A 17,449-nucleotide genomic window follows, 5' to 3' on the forward strand; every position below is an offset into this window, starting at 1 on the left:
AGTCCTTGCGCGATAAAGCACTTTCCGCGCCGCGGCCGCGCCGCCGTTGGACACCGGCTCGGGGGCCGGTGTGACGGGGAAGTGTAGTTGCGACCACCACCGCCAGCCACTCGCTCGCCAGAACGCCGTGTGCAAACTGCGCCGCAACCATCCCCACTGCGCCCAATATTTTCCCCGGGGCGACATATTCGGCTTGACTCGGTTCGGCTCCTCTCATATTTCCGGCGGCGGGACACCCTTCCCCAACGAAGGGCTTTCTATCTGGAAGGATAGCCATCATGACGAAGACCGTCACCGCGCCGGACGTGCGTCCGAACAATACCCATTTCTCTTCTGGCCCTTGCTCGAAGCGCCCCGGTTGGTCGCTCGAAGCCCTCGCCGATGCCTCGCTCGGTCGCTCGCACCGCGCCAAGGTCGGCAAAGCCAAGCTCAAGCAGGCCATCGATCTCACCCGCGAAATCCTGGAAGTGCCGGCCAATTATCGCATCGGCATCGTGCCCGCTTCCGACACCGGCGCCGTCGAGATGGCGCTGTGGTCGCTGCTCGGCGAGCGCCCGGTCGACATGGTCGCCTGGGAGAGCTTCGGCGCCGGCTGGGTCACCGACGTCGTCAAGCAGCTGAAGCTCAAGGACGCGCGCAAGATCGAGGCGCCTTACGGCGAGCTGCCGGACCTTTCCGCCATCGATTTCGACCACGACGTGGTCTTCACCTGGAACGGCACCACCTCGGGCGTCCGTGTCCCGAACGCCGATTTCATCCCCGCCGACCGCAAGGGCCTGACGATCTGCGATGCGACGTCTGCTGCGTTCGCGCAGAACCTCGACTTTGCCAAGCTCGACGTCGTCACCTTCTCCTGGCAGAAGGTGCTTGGCGGCGAGGGTGCGCACGGCGTCATCATCCTCAGCCCGCGCGCCGTCGAGCGGCTTCTGTCCTACCAGCCGGCCTGGCCGCTGCCGAAGATCTTCCGCATGACCTCGGGCGGCAAGCTGATCGAGGGCATCTTCACCGGCGAGACGATCAACACGCCCTCGATGCTCTGCGTCGAGGACTATATCGACGCGCTTCTGTGGGCGAAGTCGGTCGGCGGCCTGAAGGGCCTGATGGCGCGGGCCGATGCCAACGCCAAGGTGATCTTCGATTTCGTCGAGAAGAACGACTGGATCGCCAATCTCGCCAAGGTCGCAGAGACCCGTTCCAACACCTCCGTCTGCCTGACGATCGCAGACAGGGACGTGCTGGCGCTCGACGCCGACGCCCAGGCCGCCTTTGCCAAGGGTGTCGTGGCGCTGCTGGAGAAGGAAGGCGTCGCCTATGACATCGGCGCCTATCGCGACGCGCCGTCCGGCCTTCGCATCTGGGCCGGTGCGACGATCGACACCGCCGACATGCAGGCGCTGATGCCCTGGCTGACCTGGGCCTTCGAGACCCAGAAGGCGACGCTTTCCAAGGCTGCGGCCTGATCCCTTGCGTGACTTGCCTCGCCGCCATCCCGGCGGGGCCGTAACCCGCATTCCTGTTCAGATTTGATCTTCCCAAGGAGGCCTAAAATGGCACCTCGCGTACTCGTATCCGACGAACTGTCGGAAACCGCCGTCCAGATCTTCCGTGACCGTGGCGTCGACGTCGATTTCCAGCCGCAGCTCGGTAAGGACAAGGAAAAGCTTGCCGAGATCATCGGCAACTACGACGGCCTCGCCATCCGCTCCGCCACCAAGGCGACGGAAAAGCTGATCGCGGCGGCGACCAACCTCAAGGTGATCGGCCGCGCCGGCATCGGCGTCGACAATGTCGACATCCCGGCCGCCTCTCGCCGCGGCATCATCGTCATGAACACGCCGTTCGGCAACTCGATCACCACGGCCGAACACGCGATCGCGCTGATGTTCGCCGTCGCCCGCCAGCTTCCCGCCGCCGACAGCTCCACCCAGGCCGGCAAGTGGGAGAAGTCGAAGTTTATGGGCGTCGAGATCACCGGCAAGACGCTCGGCGTCATCGGCGCCGGCAATATCGGCGGCATCGTCTGCAAGAAGGCGATCGGGCTCGGCATGCATGTGCTCGCCTACGATCCGTTCCTGTCGAAGGAGCGCGCCGAGGAGATGGGCGTGACCAAGGTCGAACTCGACGAGCTCTTGGCCCAGGCCGACTTCATCACCCTGCATGTGCCGATGACCGACAAGACCCGCGGCATCCTGAACGCCGCAGCGCTGGCCAAGACCAAGAAGGGCGTGCGGATCATCAACTGCGCCCGCGGCGGTCTCGTCGACGAGAAGGCACTGGCGGACGCGCTGAAGTCCGGCCATGTCGCCGGCGCCGGCTTCGACGTGTTCGAGGTCGAGCCTGCCACCGAAAGCCCGCTGTTCGGCCTGCCGAACGTCGTCTGCACGCCGCATCTCGGCGCGTCGACCACGGAAGCGCAGGAGAACGTCGCCCTGCAGGTCGCCGAGCAGATGTCGGACTACCTGGTCAAGGGTGCCGTCTCAAACGCGATCAACATGCCCTCGATCACCGCCGAAGAAGCGCCGATCCTGAAGCCGTTCATCCGGCTTGCCGACGTGCTCGGCGCCTTCGTCGGCCAGGTCACCGAAAGCGCGATCAAGGAGATCGAGATCCTCTATGACGGCCAGACGGCGACGATGAACACCAAGGCACTGACGAGTGCGGTGCTCGCCGGCCTGATCCGTCCGCAGGTGGCAGACGTCAACATGGTCTCCGCCCCGATCATGATCAAGGAGAAGGGCATCATCCTCTCCGAGGTCAAGCGCGACAAGTCGGGCGTCTTCGACGGCTACATCAAGCTGACGGTCAAGACCGCCAACCAGACCCGCTCGGTCGCCGGCACCGTCTTCTCCGACGGCAAGCCCCGCTTCATCCAGATCAAGGGCATCAACCTCGACGCCGATGTCGGCAATCACATGGTCTACATCACCAACACCGACGTTCCCGGCATGATCGGCTTCATCGGCACGACGCTCGGTGCGGCAAACGTCAACATCGCCAACTTCCAACTCGGCCGCGAGAAGGAAGCCGGCGACGCGATCGCGCTGCTCTATGTCGACGGCCCGGTGTCCGAGGAAGTTCTCGACAAGCTGCGCGCCAATGCGGCGATCCGCCAGGCCAAGCCGCTGGTGTTCAACGTCGACTGATTTCGTCTCCTCCCAGGACGAGCAAGGAGGCCCGCGCCGGAGCGATCCGGGGCGGGCCTTTTTGTTCATGAGGCGTAAGTTGAACCGCGATTGCCCCTCATCCGCCTGCCGGCACCTTCTCCCCGCGCGCGGGGAGAAGGACGACTGCCGCAACCTCTCGATCCCCCTTCTCCCCGCTTGCGGGGAGAGGGTCGGGGTGAGGGGCATCTGCGAATGTTGAGGTCAGGTGAGGAGAGAGCTGCAGTTCCGGGACTATCGGCTACCGCCGCCCGTCTGAGGCGAGGTTACACCGCGTCCGCGCCGACCGCCTTCAACGCCGCGCGAGCGACCTCGAAGTCCTGGTCGCCGGTGCCGGAGCCGACGCCGATGGCGCCGGCGAGCTTGCCTGCGAAGCGGACCGGCAGGCCGCCGGGAAGGTGGGTGACGCCGCCCTGCGAGGCGATGCCGGCGGCGACGCCGAACTCCGCGGGCATGGCGCCGGTGGCATTGTTGATCGAGGCGGCGGTGCGGGCCTTCGCGCGGGCGGTGTGCATGCTGAGATACTTGGCGCCGTCCATGCGGAAGCTGGCGATCGTCTCGCCGCTGGCATCGACGACGAAGACGCACTGCGGCACGCCCATCTGCTCGGCATGGGCCACGGCTGCGGCAAGCAGGTTCATGGCGCCCTTGTGGCTGAGGGTGATCGTTTCGCGGTAGCTGGTCATGTCTGTCTCCTGTGTTTCGCGTCACCATAGCGTGGCAGGAGAGGCAAAGGCAGCCGGCGCGGCGCGAAAATGACTTTCGTCGCAGGGGAGAAAATCAGCCGGTGCGGACGTTCGGGGGAGGCGCCCGACAGGCCGGGCAGGAGCATTCGGGAAGCGTCTCCGCGCCGGTGGGTGCCGGCGCGGAAACCTCGCATCGTCAAGCGGTCGGGACAGGTTCCCTGATCTTGCCGCCGATCGAGAACGACAGGATGGCGGAGACCAGCATCAGGCCGCCGACGATGTACATCGGCATCTCGAAAAGACCCGTCGCATCCCGTACCGCGCCGGTGATGTATGGGGCGGCAAAGCCTGCGAGGTTGCCGATCGTGTTGATCAGCGCGATGCCGGCTGCAGCACCTGCACCCGAGAGGAAGCGGCCGGGGATCGACCAGAAGTTCGGCAGCGCCGAGAAGATCGAGCACGCCGTGACGGTGATGACGGCAATCGTCGCCTCGGGCGAGTTCATCGACAGCGCCAGCGGAATGCTGAGCGCGCCGACCAGCGCCGGGATGCCGATGTGCCAGACGCGGACACCGCGCTTGCTGGCGTCGCGGCTCCAGAAGAACAGCGCGATGGCGGCCCGGCAGGTAGGGGATCGCCGTGATCAGGCCCTTGTCGAACACGTCGAACTTGGTGCCGAATTTTTCCTCGAAGCCGCCGATGATCGTCGGCAGGAAGAAGGCGAGCGCATAGAGGCCGTAGATCAGGCCGAAGTAGATCGCCGACAGCAGCCAGACGCGGCCGTCCTTGAGCGCGGCGCCGGTCATGCGGCCGTGACCGCCGCCTGCCTTGACCTTGTCTTCTTTCGCCAGTTCACCGTTCAGCCAGTCCTTCTCGTCCTGGGTCAGCCACCCGGCGTCGTTCGGCCGGTCAGGCAGGTAGAACCAGGTGGCGATGCCGACCAGGATGGCGGGAACGGAGACGCCGAAGAACATGATCCGCCAGCCTTCGAGGCCGAAGGCACCGTGGACTTGGATGAGGGCCGAGGCGATCGGCGCGCCAATGACGGTGGTCAGCGGCTGGGCGAGGTAGAACAGCGCCAGGATCTTGGCGCGGTGGCGCGAGGGGACCCACATGCTGAGGAACAGGATCGCGCCCGGGAAGAAGCCGGCCTCGGCGATGCCGAGCAGGAAGCGCAGGATGTAGAGTTCGGTGGCGCTGCTCACCCAGGTGAACAGCAGCGACACGATGCCCCAGCTGACCATGATGCGGGCCAGCCACTTGCGCGCGCCGAACTTGTGCAGGGCGAGGTTGCTCGGGATTTCGAGCACGATGTAGCCGAAGAAGAAGATGCCGGCGGCAAAGCCGAACTGCGCGGCCGTGAGCCCGAGGTCTTGCGTCATCCCGTTCGGGCCGGCAAACGAGATCGCCGTGCGGTCAAGGAAGTTGATGAAGAACATCAAGGCGATGAAGGGTACGAGCCGCCACGAGATCTTGCTGATGGCGGATTGCTCCACCCGATCGGCCTGGGCGACTGGATTTGTTGCGTGCAAGGCGTCCTCCCCTGTGCTGTTACAATGCCCCGCTCACCAGGACAGACGATGAAACGGATTTCGAGCCCGCACGGACGGGCAGTCCGGTGGAGCGAACTTTGCGTTGCAGGCTGCAGCGATGAGTTGTCTAAAACTCACTCTGGTCGCCTCTTGCTATGTCCGGAAGAATATGTGCTCCGCCCGGCCCTGCCTGCCCGGCAGCTCCTCGGGCGATAATATTGGCCGCTGGACAAACTCCGCAATCGATTTATTGTCCGCGGCGTTGTGACTTCAGATCACAACGAATGCGAGGTTCGGAGGACAGGAAAGTGAGCCAGCCCCTGCCGTCGCTGACGGCGCTCAAGGCCTTCGAGGCGACCGTGCGCCACAGGAGCATGACGCTTGCCGCCGAGGAGTTGTTCGTCACGCACGGGGCGGTGAGCCGGCACATCAAGGGGCTCGAGACGCTGCTCGGCGTGCTGCTCCTGAACCGGAACGCCAAGTCGACTGATCCGACGCCCGAGGGGATCCAGCTTGCCGAGGGGCTGGGCACGGCGTTCCGCCTGATCCAGACCAGCATCGAGAGGGTGAAGCCGCGGCCGCTGACGCTGTCCTGCTCGTCGTCGATCATGATGCGCTGGATCATCCCGCACATCTCGCAGTTCCACGAGCTGCATCCGGAGATCGAGCTGCAGTTCAACATGAACTACGACCGCATCGACTTCATGCGCGACAAGATCAGCGTGGCGATCCGCAGCAGCACGATCGCGCCGCCGCCGGATGCGCTGATGCGCGATCTTGCGGCGGAATGGATCGGGCCGGTCTGTTCGCCGGCCTATCTTTCGGCCAATCCCGTCGGCGCGCCGGCCGATCTGGCGGAGGCGGCGCTGCTTGCGACCAACACGCGGCCGGAGGCCTGGCAGGACTGGATTGCGGCCTCGGGCGTTCCGCTGAAGGCGGCGCCGACCCGCGGCAGCTTCGATCATTTCTATCTGCTGATCCAGGCGGCGGGGTTCGGGCTCGGCTTTGCCGTCGTTCCCAAGATGCTGGTCCTCGACGACCTCGCCTCGGGAAGGCTCGTGGCGCCCTTCGGCTTTGCCAAGGGGCCGCGGCGGCTGGTGCTGTGGATCTCGCCGCACGTCGCAACCCGGCCGGATACGCTGGCGCTGGAGCGCTGGCTCACCGAGACGATCCCGGCGAGCCTGGAGCGGGCCGATGCCGGCCGGCCCTGAGGTCGATTGCCGGAGTGAAGCGGGGAGCGTTCAGACCGGCTTCGGCCGGCCCCATTCCGCAATTGCGATGCCGCAAATGACGAGGCCGATCGCGACGAAGTGGAACGGCTGGAAGGTTTCGCCGATCAGGACAATCGACAGCAGCATGCCGAAGACGGGGATGGCGTTGATGAAGAGGCCGGCGCGGTTCGGGCCGATCAGTTCGACGCCGCGCACCCACAGCACCTGCGACATCAGCGAGGGGAAGATCGCCGCATAGAGAACGATGGCCCAGCCGGTGGCATCGGGCACGATCGTCCGCCCGGCAGACGCCTCCCACCACAGGAGCGGCAGCGAGCTGACCAGCGCGCCGATGGCGGGGGCGGCGATGAAGCTCTGCCAGTGCATCACCGGCTTCCAGCGCAGGGAGACGGTGTAGGCCGCATAGACGAGACAGGCCAGCAGCATCAGCATGTCGCCGAAGTTGAACTCGAGTTCCAGCAACGAGGTCAGGTCGCCATGCGCCGAGGTCACCAGCACGCCCAGCAGCGTCACGCTGAAGCCCACGAGCTGGGCGGGCGAGGCGGGCGTGCGGAACAGGGCGAAATTCATGAGGAAGATCAGCATCGGGATGCCGGCCTGCTCGAGCACCACATTGATGACGCTGGTATGGCCTACAGCGGTGTAGAGCAGGGCGTTGAACAGGGTGAAGCCGGCGGCGCCATAGAGGAAGAGGAGCAGCCAATGGGCTTTGATCTGCGCCCAGTCGCGCCTGATCTGCGGGGTCATGAAGGCGATGACGATGGCGGATGCGATCAGCCAGCGCAGCGTCGTCAGCATCATCGGGCTGACATGGCCGATGGCGAGCTTGCCGGCGACCGAATTGCCGCCCCAGAGGAACGTGGTCACGCAGAGATAGAAATAGGCCTTCCGGTTCACTGCCGTCATCGGGGATCCCTCGTTCCCCGCTTCGATAGGGGCGAGCGGAGAAATAGGGGCTATTTGCCGATTCCGCCATGCAAAAAGCAGGTTGCGCCGGTACAACAGGGTCGCTTTCACGAAAACTACACAGTATAGATGCGCGGGTTTTCAGAGTGCGCGCCCGAAAAGTGCGCAAGAAGCAGGATTGAGCGAAATGACCAATGTCGTGGTGATCGGGTCCCAATGGGGTGACGAAGGCAAGGGCAAGATTGTCGACTGGCTCTCGGAGCGCGCCGACGTCGTAGTCCGCTTTCAGGGCGGTCACAATGCCGGGCATACGCTCGTCATCGACGGGACCAGCTACAAGCTGTCGCTGCTGCCCTCGGGCGTCGTCCGTCCGGGCAAGATGGCCGTGATCGGCAACGGCGTCGTCGTCGATCCGCATGCGCTTTGCGCCGAGATCGACCGGCTGGCGGCCCAGGGCGTCAAGGTCACCCCGGAGAACCTGCGCATCGCCGACAACGCCACGCTGATCCTGTCGCTGCACCGCGAGCTCGACGGCATTCGCGAGGATGCGGCGGGCAAGTCGAACGGCGGCGTGAAGATCGGCACGACGCGGCGCGGCATCGGGCCGGCCTACGAGGACAAGGTCGGCCGCCGCGCGATCCGCGTCATGGACCTCGCCGACCTGGAGACGCTGTCGGCCAAGGTCGACCGGCTCTTGACGCACCACAACGCGCTGCGCCGCGGGCTCGGCGAGGCCGAGGTCAGCCATGAGGCGATCATGACGGAACTGACGTCGGTCGCCGATCGCGTGCTGCCGTTCCGCGACACCGTCTGGCTGATGCTCGACAAGGAGCGCCGCCGCGGCGCCCGCATCCTGTTCGAGGGTGCGCAGGGCTCGCTGCTCGACATCGACCACGGCACCTATCCCTTCGTCACCTCGTCCAACACAGTCGCCGGCCAGGCAGCCGCAGGTTCGGGCATGGGCCCGGGTGCGCTCGGCTACGTGCTGGGCATCACCAAGGCCTATACGACCCGCGTCGGCGAGGGGCCGTTCCCGACCGAACTCAACGACGAGATCGGCCAGTTCCTCGGCGAGCGCGGCCATGAGTTCGGCACGGTGACGGGCCGCAAGCGCCGCTGCGGCTGGTTCGACGCGGCACTCGTGCGCCAGTCGGTCGCCACGAACGGCATCACCGGGATCGCGCTCACCAAGCTCGACGTCCTCGACGGGCTGGATGAGCTGAAGATCTGCGTCGGCTACACATTGGACGGCGAGGATATCGACCACCTGCCGGCGAGCCAGGGCCAGCAGGCGCGGGTCGTGGCCAAGTACATCACCCTGGAAGGGTGGAAGGAATCGACCGTCGGCGCGCGCAAGTGGGCCGATCTGCCGGCGCAGGCGATCAAGTATGTCCGCCAGGTCGAAGAGCTGATCGGTGCACCGGTGGCGCTGCTTTCCACGAGCCCCGAGCGTGACGATACCATACTTGTGACCGACCCCTTCGAGGACTAAGATTCGATTTGACACTGTTCCGGACTGGATTCGCGACCACGAAAGGCCGGAGATCACGAGAAAGTTCTTATGGCGGATTTTGTAGCAGTCATTCGTAGGGCCGTTGATGGCCTCACGGACAATTCCCCGGACATGCGGGTCAAGGTCTACGAGAAGGCCCGCGGCGCCGTCCGCAGGCAACTCGAGGCGATGAATCCGCGTCCGTCGGACGACCTCGTCCAGCGCCAGCTCGACAAGCTCGAGGCCGCGATTTCGGCAGTCGAGGGCGAGCATGCCGAAGCGCTGCCGGCAGAGGAGCCGCTGGCCGAGGACATGCCGGTCGAGGAACCGATCGAGGCTGCGGCTCCCGTTCACGAGCCCGAACCCGAACCCGAGCCCGAGCCCGAGCCCGAGCCCGAGCCCGAGCCGCAGGAGACGGCCCCGGAGCCGCCGGTCGAGGAGGCCGTTGCGGAAGAGCCGGTGGCCGCGCAGCCGGCAGACGAACCCGGCTTTGTCCATGAGGCGCCCGAGCCGATCACGGCGGAATCCGACTATTACCGGGACGAAGCCGAGCCCGGCCTCCCGTCGGTCGAGCCCGAGGCGGAACCCGAGCATGCGTGGTCGCCGCAGCAGGCGGAGGTCGAGCCGTCGCCGGTGTCGGCTTCGAGCGACGAGAGCGTCCATCCTGACGCTGCCGACGAGCCGGTTCCGGACGACAATCCCCCTTACATCGGCCTGGAGCCGGTCGACGATCCCGCCTACGACCACACGGCCTTCGTCGAGCACGCGCAGCCGCCGGCGCCGGAGGACGACGGCGCCTGGCAGCCGGAGCACATGGACGGGGCCGTCCCTGCGCCGGTCGAGGCCTCGCTCGGCATGCCGGCCACGTCGCCCGAGTGGGAATGGTCGGACGCAGAGATCCCGCCCGAGCCGAAGGACGGTCTCCAGACCGAGACCGACCTCGGCGAGCCGACGCAGGCGGCAACGCCCGACGTTTCCGCCGAGCTATCGCCGGAATGGACATGGCCGGAGGATGCCCGCGCGCCGGCGCCGGACGCAGAGCCTGCCCGCGATCAGAAGAAGCCCGCAGACAGCGCCTGGGGCGACCTGGAAGACCTGATCGGTTACCAGCCGAAGGCCGATGAAGCGGCCGAGCCCGCGCCGCAGCCGGTCGACGAGGGCGCTGCCGCCACTGATCCGGCGCCGGCCGCCGTTCGCAGCGGCCAGCGGTCGTTCCGGGCGGAGCCGCGCAAGCGTCGCATCAGCGCCGGCAGGATCGCCGCCGTCGTCGCTGCCCTTGCCGTGATCGGGGGGGCGGGCGCCGCTTACTGGCTGAACAAGGATGCGGTCGACGGGATGGTCGCCGACCTGACCGCGCCGGCCGCGCCTGCACCGGGGGCTGCGACCCCTGCCGGAGGCAATGCCGATAATGCTGCGACCGGCGTGAACGGTCAGGCAGCGACGCCGGAGACGGAGGTCGCATCCACAGACGCCGGCAGCACCAAGTTTACCCAGCGCCTCTTGCCCGACGGCACCGAGTCCGACGACGGGCCCGCGCCCGTCGTGGGCCAGGCCGCGAACGAGGAGGGCAAGTCGGTGGCCGAGCAGTCGACCGAGGTCGCCTCCACCGATCCGGTGAGCGCACCAAGCGCCGGCGGGACGAGCGACGGGGCGGCCACGCCCGGCACGTCGCCGGGCGACGTTGCTCAGGAAACGGGGGGCGCCGCAGGCACGACGCCGCCGGCCGCCGGTACGCCGGCGACGGCACCGGGGGCTGCCGCCGAGCAGGCGCCGATCGGTGTCACGCAGAAGATGTTCATCTATGAGGAGCGCCTCGGCCAGTCGGCGCCGACGGCGATCGACGGCACCGTCGTCTGGTCGCAGGACGAGGACAGCCCGGGCGGCGACGCCAAGGCGGAACCGGTCATCCGCGCGCAGCTGAACGCACCTTCGAACGGCCTGACCGCGCAGGTGACGATCCGCCGCAACGCGGACCGCTCGCTGCCGGCGAGCCATCTGGTGGAAATCGTCTTCGCCCTGCCGCCGACCTTCGAGGGCGGCAACATCGACAGCGTGCAGCGCGTGGCGATGAAGCGGACGGAGCAGGATCGCGGCGATCCGCTGATCGCCGTACCGGCGAAGATCACCGAAGACTTCCACATGATCGCGCTCAACGATTTCCCGGACGCGATCACGCGGAACACCGAGTTGCTCAAGACGCGCGACTGGATCGATATTCCGATCACCTATCGCAACGGCCGGCGCGCGCTGATCACGCTGGAAAAGGGCGCCTCGGGCGCGGAAGTGTTCAACAACGTGATGAACGCCTGGGCCGCGCTCGGACCGGCGGCCGACAGCCAGTAACGCAGGTTTTTCCGGTGCGCATGAAGAAAGGCCTCGCACGGCGTGCGGGGCCTTCGGCTTGTTGGCGGCCCGTTCATGCCGGGATCGCCCCCTTCATCCGTCTTCCGGGCCCCTTGGGCAGCTTGATCGAAAACGGACGCCCGGAACGGAAAAGGGGTGTCATCCCCGGGAACGGATCGGCCCGCCCGATGCGGGATCGGGCGGGCCGGAAATCATGCGGCGTCGGTCGCGGCCCTGTCAGGCCTGCTCGATCACCCGAACGGCGTTGGCCTGCTCGGCGGCGAGCTTGACTACGGCTTCCTGCACCTTTTCGAAGGCGCGGACCTCGATCTGGCGGACGCGCTCGCGGCTGATGTCGAACTCGGTGGAGAGTTCTTCCAGCGTGACCGGATCCTCGGACAGTCGCCGGGCCTCGAAGATGCGCCGTTCGCGGTCGTTCAGGACGCCCATGGCGCGCGACAGCATGGCGCGGCGGGTATCCAGCTCGTCCTGCTCGATCAGCGTTTCTTCCTGGCTGTCGCGGTCGTCGACGAGCCAGTCCTGCCACTGGCCGGAATCGCCTTCGCTGGCCTTGATCGGCGCGTTCAGCGAGGCGTCGCCGGACAGCCGCCGGTTCATCGACACGACTTCCTCTTCGGACACCTGCAGCTTGGTGGCGATCTCGGCCACCTGGTCAGGCCGCAGGTCGCCGTCCTCGATGGCCTGGATCTTGCCCTTCATGCGGCGCAGGTTGAAGAACAGCCGCTTCTGGTTTGCGGTCGTGCCCATCTTCACCAGCGACCAGGACCGCAGGATATATTCCTGGATCGCAGCCTTGATCCACCACATCGCATAGGTGGCCAGCCGGAAGCCGCGCTCGGGGTCGAACTTCTTGACGGCCTGCATCAGGCCGACATTGCCCTCGGAGATGACTTCGCCGATCGGCAGGCCGTAGCCGCGATAGCCCATGGCGATCTTGGCCACGAGGCGCAGATGGCTCGTCACCAGCTGGTGCGCGGCGCCGCGGTCGTCATGTTCCTGGTAGCGCTTGGCGAGCATGTATTCCTGCTGCGGCTCAAGCATGGGAAACTTGCGGATTTCGTCGAGATATCGATTGAGACCGCCTTCTCCGGCGGTAATAGACGGCAATGTATTGCGGGCCATAGAGCACCCCTTTCCGATCTTGATCGGCTCCCTCTGAGGATCTTGCGAAGCCTGCTGAAAGGCAAGCCGAAATGGCGCGGGCCTTCTCCGACCCCGCACCAGCCCACGTACCAGATAAGTGCGGCGAAAGGGTGATTCAAGGCATCACGAAGGCGTTACAACATTACAAATGCGTAATGAAAGAACAGGTCCGATCAGCGGTAGACGCGTTCGGAAAGACCGCGCATACCGGCATGCACCATCAGCTCATAGACCATGCGCCGGCCCATCGGATTGTGCAATCGCACCGTCTTCGACCCGAGGAACTGGGTATCGAGGTGGCGGAAGGCGGCAAGGTCCGGGGCCTCGCTGATCGCTCGGTAGTAGAAGTCGTGATAGTCCCGGCGGCAGACATAGGTCTTGTACTTGGTCATGCAGAAGGCGGTAAACGTGTCCTTCCGCTCGCGCAGGAAATCGGCGACGCCCACCGTCACCTCCGGCCAGGCGGGGTTGAAGGTGTCGTCGAAGGCGATGATGCCGTGCGCCTCGAGCGTGTCGGTCGCAAGGGCCGTGTCGGAGACGACGTGTTCCAGCATATGGCCGCCGTCGATGCTGAAGAAGCGCGTCCGGCCGATCCTGTCGGTGATGTCGGACGGCCTGAGCCCGGTGCTGTCGCCCCTGATGATCAGGTCCTCGTCGACCGCGAGCCCCAGCCGCCTGCCGTAGTCGAGGAAGCGCTGGTACTGCGTCGGTGCGCCGGCGCCATCCCCGCCGAGGTCGAAGAGATCGATGGCGAGGATCCTGCCGGCGTCGCCGACGATCTTCTTCATCAGGTAATAGGAGCGGCCGTAGAACACGCCGATCTCAGCAATGCCGCCGCCCATGCCGGCCTTCGTCTGCGCCTGCAGCAGGGAGAGAAAGACAAGCGCGTCGGGCGGGTCGATATAACCTTCGACTGTCTGCAGATCGTTGAAAATGAATTTGCGGAGTTGCGCGTTCATTTCTTGCCGGGCACCCGTATCCGTTGCGGCGTTCAGGTGCAGACGACAGGTTCTCTGGAGCGTCGTCAAAAAAGGTGCTCGAGAACACCTCTCATCCTGATTTCGACCATTGTATTTTGCAGTGCAAAAAGATCGACAAATAAAGCAAAAGTTTGTCTCTCTTCTTGGTTGCCGAATGCAACTGCAATCCTGAATAGGTCTATTCTTCTATTCATTTGATTCAATACGGAATATTTCTGAAAGTTCTACAGGCTGAGTTTCTCTGATGCGTGCGTTGCCGAACATGCCGCCGTGTCACGGAGGGTGCGCGGGAACATTACTTCCGAGGTGTGGCCGGCTCCGAAAGGATGCGCAGCGACGTATACCCGGCTGGCCTGCCGGCGGGCGCGGCGTCACCCCTGAGGGGTGCCTATTTGCGCAGCGCTTCGACCAGTTGCTGCATGTCGGCCGGCATCGGCGCCTCGAACTCCATCACCTCGCCGGTGCGCGGGTGCTCGAAGGCGAGCAGATGGGCGTGCAGCGCCTGGCGGTGGAACGCGTTGACCACCGCGCGGGCGTGCTCGGGCAGGAGATTGGCCTTGGTGCGGAAGGCCGCGCCATATTCGGGGTCGCCGATCAGGGGATGGCCGATATGGGCCATGTGCACGCGGATCTGGTGGGTCCGCCCGGTTTCCAGCTGGCATTCGACCAGGGAGGCGAGGCAGGTCGCGTCCGGCTTCTCGCCGTAGCGCTCGACCACCTCGTAATGCGTAATCGCCTCGCGGGCATCGTCGCTCTCCTCGCGCTTCACCGCCCGCTTGGTGCGGTCGCCGGCGCGGCCGAGCGGAGCGTCGATCGTGCCGCGCAACTGCCGCGGGCGGCCCCAGACGACGGCCTGGTAGGCGCGTTCCAGCGGGCCGCTGCGGCCATGGTCGGCAAACTGGGCGGAGAGATGCCGGTGGGCGGCGTCGTTCTTGGCGGCGACCATGACGCCGCTCGTCTCCTTGTCGAGGCGGTGGACGATGCCGGGGCGCTTCACCCCGCCGATCCCCGAAAGGCTCGTGCCGCAATGGTGGATCAGGGCGTTGACGAGCGTGCCCGTCCAGTTGCCGGCGCCCGGATGGACGACGAGGCCGGCCGGCTTGAGGATGACGATCAGGTCCTCGTCCTCGTGCAGGACCTCGAGCGGGATGTCCTCGCCCTTCGGCTCCGGGTCCTCCGGCTGCGGCAGTTCGATGACGATCTCGTCGCCGGGATGCACCTTCTTCTTCGGCTCGGTAACGGCCGTGCCGTTGAGGCTGACGGCGCCCTGCTCGATCAGCGCCTTGATGCGGCTGCGCGAATGTTCGCCGCCAAGCGCGTCCGCCAGCCAGGCGTCCAGCCGGCCCTCCGCGTCCTCGCCGGCGGTCAGGACTTTCCTTGTGTCGTCTGCTTGTTTAAAGGGGGCGCTCATTCAAAGATTGTCCTGACTGTCGGAGACGCTACCGCCCATGTCGAAATTCGATGCAGATGAACTGGAAGACAAGCCGCTCGACCCCGCGATGGAGAACGTCCGGCGCAAGATGGTTCGCCTGCAGCTCGTCTCCGGTGGCATCATGCTCGTCATGTTCATGGCGGTGCTTGCGGCCATTGTCTATAAGGTGACGCGGACCGATGGCAAGCCCGAAAGCACGCTGTCGGCCGGCCTTCCGGTCCCGAGCGATGCGCCGCTCACCGGTGCGGTGACGCTGCCGGACGGCTTCGTTGTCTCCTCCGTCTCGCAGTCCGGCGGCCAGATCCTGTTCTACGGCGTGCTCGCCGACGGTGCGCGCAAGGCGATCCTGTTCGATATCGCGGCCGGCCGCATCGTGGCCGACATCGACGTCAACGGCCGCTGACAGCCCGATGGCCGGCGCGCCGATCCGGATTGCCGATGCCGACGACCCGCGGATCGCCGCGTTCCGTGCTATCCGGGAGCGCGACCTGGTGGGACGGGAAGGGCGCTTCGTCGCCGAGGGAACGGTGGTGCTGCGGATGCTGGCGGCCTCGCATGCGGCGGGTGGGCGGTTTCGGGCAGAGACCGTGCTGGTCCTTGAAAACCGTCTTGCGGGCATAGCCGCCATTCTCGACAGCCTTCCCGCGGACGTTCCCGTGCATGTGGCCGACCGGGCGGTGTTCAACGCCATCGCGGGCTTCGACATGCACCGGGGCGTCGTCGCGATCGGACGGCGCGAGGCGGTGCCGGCCGCCGGCGCGCTGATCGCCTCGCTGCCCGCAGACAGCCTCGTATTGGCCGCCTGCGGCATCTCCAACCATGACAACATGGGCTCGCTCTTCCGCAATGCGGCAGCCTTCGGCGTGGATGCGATCCTGCTTGACGAGACCTGCTGCGACCCGCTCTACCGCAAGGCGATCCGGGTCTCGGTCGGCGCCGTCCTCAGCGTTCCCTTCACACGGGAGGGAAGCGCGCAGAACATGCTGGAAGCGCTCGCCGGCGCAGGTTTCGACATCTGGGCACTGTCGCCGCGGGGCGAGGCGGCGATCGGCAGCATCGTGCCGGCCCGGCGGCTGGCGCTGGTGGCGGGCACCGAAGGCGAGGGCCTGCCGGCGGCGATCCTGTCACGGTTCCACACCGCGCGCATACCGCAGAAGCCGGGGCTCGACAGCCTCAACGTCGCCACCGCAAGCGGCGTGGCGCTCTACCAGATGGCGCTCGCCAAGGGACGGATCGGCTGATCTGTCGCAGTGCGGCGCGGCAGCGCCGGCGCGTTCTCATTCCTGCGGCGGCAACAGGTCCTTGGCGCGCTGCGCGAGGCTGAGCCGGCGGGGATCGGAGGCGGGAGGCGCCTGGTCCAGCAGGCTGCGGATCGGCGAGGCGACACCTTCGCGGGCATCGGTCAGAACGATCATTCTTGCGGCGACGTCCGCCATTTCCTCGCGCAGTGCCGCGTCCGTTTCCGGGGTGGGCACATCCGACAGGCGCTGCGTGATCGCAGCGCTCCGGTCGCGCACGTCCGCCTCGATCGCATGAATGTCGATGTCGCGCCCGGCCGGTGCCGGCGCATGGCCGTTGGCGTGTGCGAGCAGCGGCGTCTCGGGCGGGGAGGCCAGCAGCGGCATCATCTCGGCCGCCTGGCCGTTCTGCGCGGGCGTCGGCGTGCCGGTGGGGGCGCCCTTCGCCTTTTCGCGCGACCGGGCGATCCCGACGAGGCGACGCTCGAGCGCTTCAGGCTTGCCGGCGTTCTGGTCCTGCCCGCGCGCAAGCTCCTGTTCCAACTGGCGGGTGCGGTCCTCCTCGCGGGCAAGCCGCTGCGTCGTTTCCTTGAGGGTCGCCTGCGCGGCCTGCAGGCCGGCGAGCAGCTTCTCGCGCTCGCGGCGCAGGGTCTGGACGTGGCTGTTCAGGTTCTCGATTTCGGTCTCGCGCGCCGCCAGCGAAATCATGCCGTCGTTGAGATCGGACTGGATCAGGTCTCGATTGGCGTTGAGGATCTCGATCTCACGCTTCTTGTGCAGGATCTCCCGTTCGGCGGCGTCCAGTTGCGCCTTGAGCCGAAGATGCTTCTCGTCGTCATGGCGCATGGCCGAGCGCAGGTCGCCGGCGTTGACGTTCATCTCGTCGATCTGCGTCCTGAGGTCGGCATTGTCGGAGGCAAGGCGGCCGATGTCCTGCCTGAGCGCCTCGTTCTGCACCGCGAGCGTCGTGCCCTTCTCGCGCTCACGCACCAGGGTCTGCGACATGCGCGCGTTCTCGGCGGCAAAGGCGGCGCGCGCCATGTCGGTCTGCGCGCGCACCTCCTGCGGGCTGAGCGGCGTGGTCGCCTTCATGCGGTTTTCCGTATAGGCGACGATGCGACGCTGGATCGCAGGGGCGACGATCAGCCCGACGAGCGTGGCCGCAAGAAAGCCGAGGGCGAATAGCAGCGCATATTCAATCACGACGACGCCTGTCCCGTTCTTCCGTCATCCCCATCATCCTGCGTCACTATAGCCGACGAGGCCCCGTTGCACAGGGGCCT

14 protein-coding genes are annotated in these 17,449 nt (G+C 66.2%); 7 read left to right on the plus strand and 7 right to left on the minus strand.

Annotation, left to right across the window (positions count from 1 at the left end; translation table 11 throughout):
- Positions 1-278: 278 nt before the first annotated feature.
- Both LQK81_RS14115 and serA read left to right on the plus strand, forming a co-directional pair.
- A complete protein-coding gene (locus tag LQK81_RS14115; RefSeq protein ID WP_230806986.1) occupies positions 279-1,460 on the plus strand; it encodes a phosphoserine transaminase in 1,182 nt (393 codons plus the stop codon).
- 87 nt (positions 1,461-1,547) lie between these two features.
- On the plus strand, positions 1,548-3,143 hold the full coding sequence (serA, locus tag LQK81_RS14120) for a phosphoglycerate dehydrogenase (protein ID WP_230806987.1): 1,596 nt from the start codon (positions 1,548-1,550) through the stop codon (positions 3,141-3,143).
- Between the two features lie 284 nt (positions 3,144-3,427).
- Here serA and LQK81_RS14125 read toward each other — a convergent pair whose 3' ends face one another.
- Entirely contained in the window at positions 3,428-3,847 is a 420-nt protein-coding gene (locus LQK81_RS14125; protein WP_230806988.1) for a GlcG/HbpS family heme-binding protein, read from the minus strand.
- Positions 3,844-5,286, minus strand: a complete 1,443-nt coding sequence (locus LQK81_RS14130; RefSeq protein WP_230806989.1) for an MFS transporter — start codon at positions 5,284-5,286, stop codon at positions 3,844-3,846. The genes LQK81_RS14125 and LQK81_RS14130 overlap by 4 nt, the downstream gene beginning before the upstream one ends.
- 401 nt (positions 5,287-5,687) lie before the next feature.
- On the opposite strand from LQK81_RS14130, the gene LQK81_RS14135 reads away from it, so the two are divergent.
- A complete protein-coding gene (locus LQK81_RS14135) occupies positions 5,688-6,590 on the plus strand; it encodes a LysR substrate-binding domain-containing protein (protein WP_230806990.1) in 903 nt (300 codons plus the stop codon).
- 30 nt (positions 6,591-6,620) lie between these two features.
- Here the strand turns inward: LQK81_RS14135 and LQK81_RS14140 are convergent, their stop codons facing one another.
- Positions 6,621-7,508, minus strand: a complete 888-nt coding sequence (locus tag LQK81_RS14140; protein ID WP_230807144.1) for a DMT family transporter — start codon at positions 7,506-7,508, stop codon at positions 6,621-6,623.
- A gap of 196 nt (positions 7,509-7,704) precedes the next feature.
- On the opposite strand from LQK81_RS14140, the gene LQK81_RS14145 reads away from it, so the two are divergent.
- Both LQK81_RS14145 and LQK81_RS14150 read left to right on the plus strand, forming a co-directional pair.
- Entirely contained in the window at positions 7,705-9,009 is a 1,305-nt protein-coding gene (locus LQK81_RS14145; RefSeq protein WP_230806991.1) for an adenylosuccinate synthase, read from the plus strand.
- 69 nt (positions 9,010-9,078) lie between these two features.
- Positions 9,079-11,352: a hypothetical protein gene (locus tag LQK81_RS14150; protein WP_442967132.1), complete on the plus strand. Its 2,274-nt coding sequence runs from the start codon at positions 9,079-9,081 to the stop codon at positions 11,350-11,352.
- A 237-nt stretch (positions 11,353-11,589) separates the two neighbouring features.
- Here the strand turns inward: LQK81_RS14150 and rpoH are convergent, their stop codons facing one another.
- From rpoH to LQK81_RS14165, 3 genes are all read right to left on the minus strand, one after another.
- Entirely contained in the window at positions 11,590-12,495 is a 906-nt protein-coding gene (gene rpoH, locus LQK81_RS14155) for an RNA polymerase sigma factor RpoH (protein ID WP_230806993.1), read from the minus strand.
- A 194-nt stretch (positions 12,496-12,689) separates the two neighbouring features.
- On the minus strand, positions 12,690-13,475 hold the full coding sequence (locus LQK81_RS14160) for a class I SAM-dependent methyltransferase (RefSeq protein WP_230806994.1): 786 nt from the start codon (positions 13,473-13,475) through the stop codon (positions 12,690-12,692).
- Positions 13,476-13,884: 409 nt separating this feature from the next.
- On the minus strand, positions 13,885-14,907 hold the full coding sequence (locus LQK81_RS14165; RefSeq protein WP_230806995.1) for an RluA family pseudouridine synthase: 1,023 nt from the start codon (positions 14,905-14,907) through the stop codon (positions 13,885-13,887).
- Positions 14,908-14,944: 37 nt separating this feature from the next.
- Between LQK81_RS14165 and LQK81_RS14170 the strand changes: the two genes are divergently transcribed.
- On the plus strand, positions 14,945-15,331 hold the full coding sequence (locus LQK81_RS14170; RefSeq protein ID WP_230806996.1) for a hypothetical protein: 387 nt from the start codon (positions 14,945-14,947) through the stop codon (positions 15,329-15,331).
- Between the two features lie 7 nt (positions 15,332-15,338).
- Positions 15,339-16,169, plus strand: a complete 831-nt coding sequence (locus LQK81_RS14175) for a TrmH family RNA methyltransferase (protein WP_230806997.1) — start codon at positions 15,339-15,341, stop codon at positions 16,167-16,169.
- A 36-nt stretch (positions 16,170-16,205) separates the two neighbouring features.
- Here LQK81_RS14175 and LQK81_RS14180 read toward each other — a convergent pair whose 3' ends face one another.
- The gene (locus LQK81_RS14180) at positions 16,206-17,369 is read right to left on the minus strand and encodes a hypothetical protein (RefSeq protein WP_230806998.1); all 1,164 of its coding nucleotides are present in this window, start codon (positions 17,367-17,369) and stop codon (positions 16,206-16,208) included.
- Between the last annotated feature and the right edge of the window lie 80 nt (positions 17,370-17,449).

Origin of the sequence: Rhizobium sp. GN54 (assembly GCF_021026345.1) — a bacterium.
Lineage (GTDB): Bacteria > Pseudomonadota > Alphaproteobacteria > Rhizobiales > Rhizobiaceae > Mycoplana.

Excerpts from the sequence above, each read along its gene's own strand:
- LQK81_RS14130 (WP_230806989.1), bottom strand. The coding sequence starts at position 5,286 with ATGTTCTTCATCAACTTCCTTGACCGCACGGCGATCTCGTTTGCCGGC.
- serA (WP_230806987.1), top strand. The coding sequence starts at position 1,548 with ATGGCACCTCGCGTACTCGTATCCGACGAACTGTCGGAAACCGCCGTC.
- LQK81_RS14160 (WP_230806994.1), bottom strand. The coding sequence starts at position 13,475 with ATGAACGCGCAACTCCGCAAATTCATTTTCAACGATCTGCAGACAGTC.
- LQK81_RS14170 (WP_230806996.1), top strand. The coding sequence starts at position 14,945 with ATGTCGAAATTCGATGCAGATGAACTGGAAGACAAGCCGCTCGACCCC.
- LQK81_RS14125 (WP_230806988.1), bottom strand. The coding sequence starts at position 3,847 with ATGACCAGCTACCGCGAAACGATCACCCTCAGCCACAAGGGCGCCATG.
- LQK81_RS14115 (WP_230806986.1), top strand. The coding sequence starts at position 279 with ATGACGAAGACCGTCACCGCGCCGGACGTGCGTCCGAACAATACCCAT.
- rpoH (WP_230806993.1), bottom strand. The coding sequence starts at position 12,495 with ATGGCCCGCAATACATTGCCGTCTATTACCGCCGGAGAAGGCGGTCTC.
- LQK81_RS14150 (WP_442967132.1), top strand. The coding sequence starts at position 9,079 with ATGGCGGATTTTGTAGCAGTCATTCGTAGGGCCGTTGATGGCCTCACG.
- LQK81_RS14165 (WP_230806995.1), bottom strand. The coding sequence starts at position 14,907 with ATGAGCGCCCCCTTTAAACAAGCAGACGACACAAGGAAAGTCCTGACC.
- LQK81_RS14145 (WP_230806991.1), top strand. The coding sequence starts at position 7,705 with ATGACCAATGTCGTGGTGATCGGGTCCCAATGGGGTGACGAAGGCAAG.
- LQK81_RS14175 (WP_230806997.1), top strand. The coding sequence starts at position 15,339 with ATGGCCGGCGCGCCGATCCGGATTGCCGATGCCGACGACCCGCGGATC.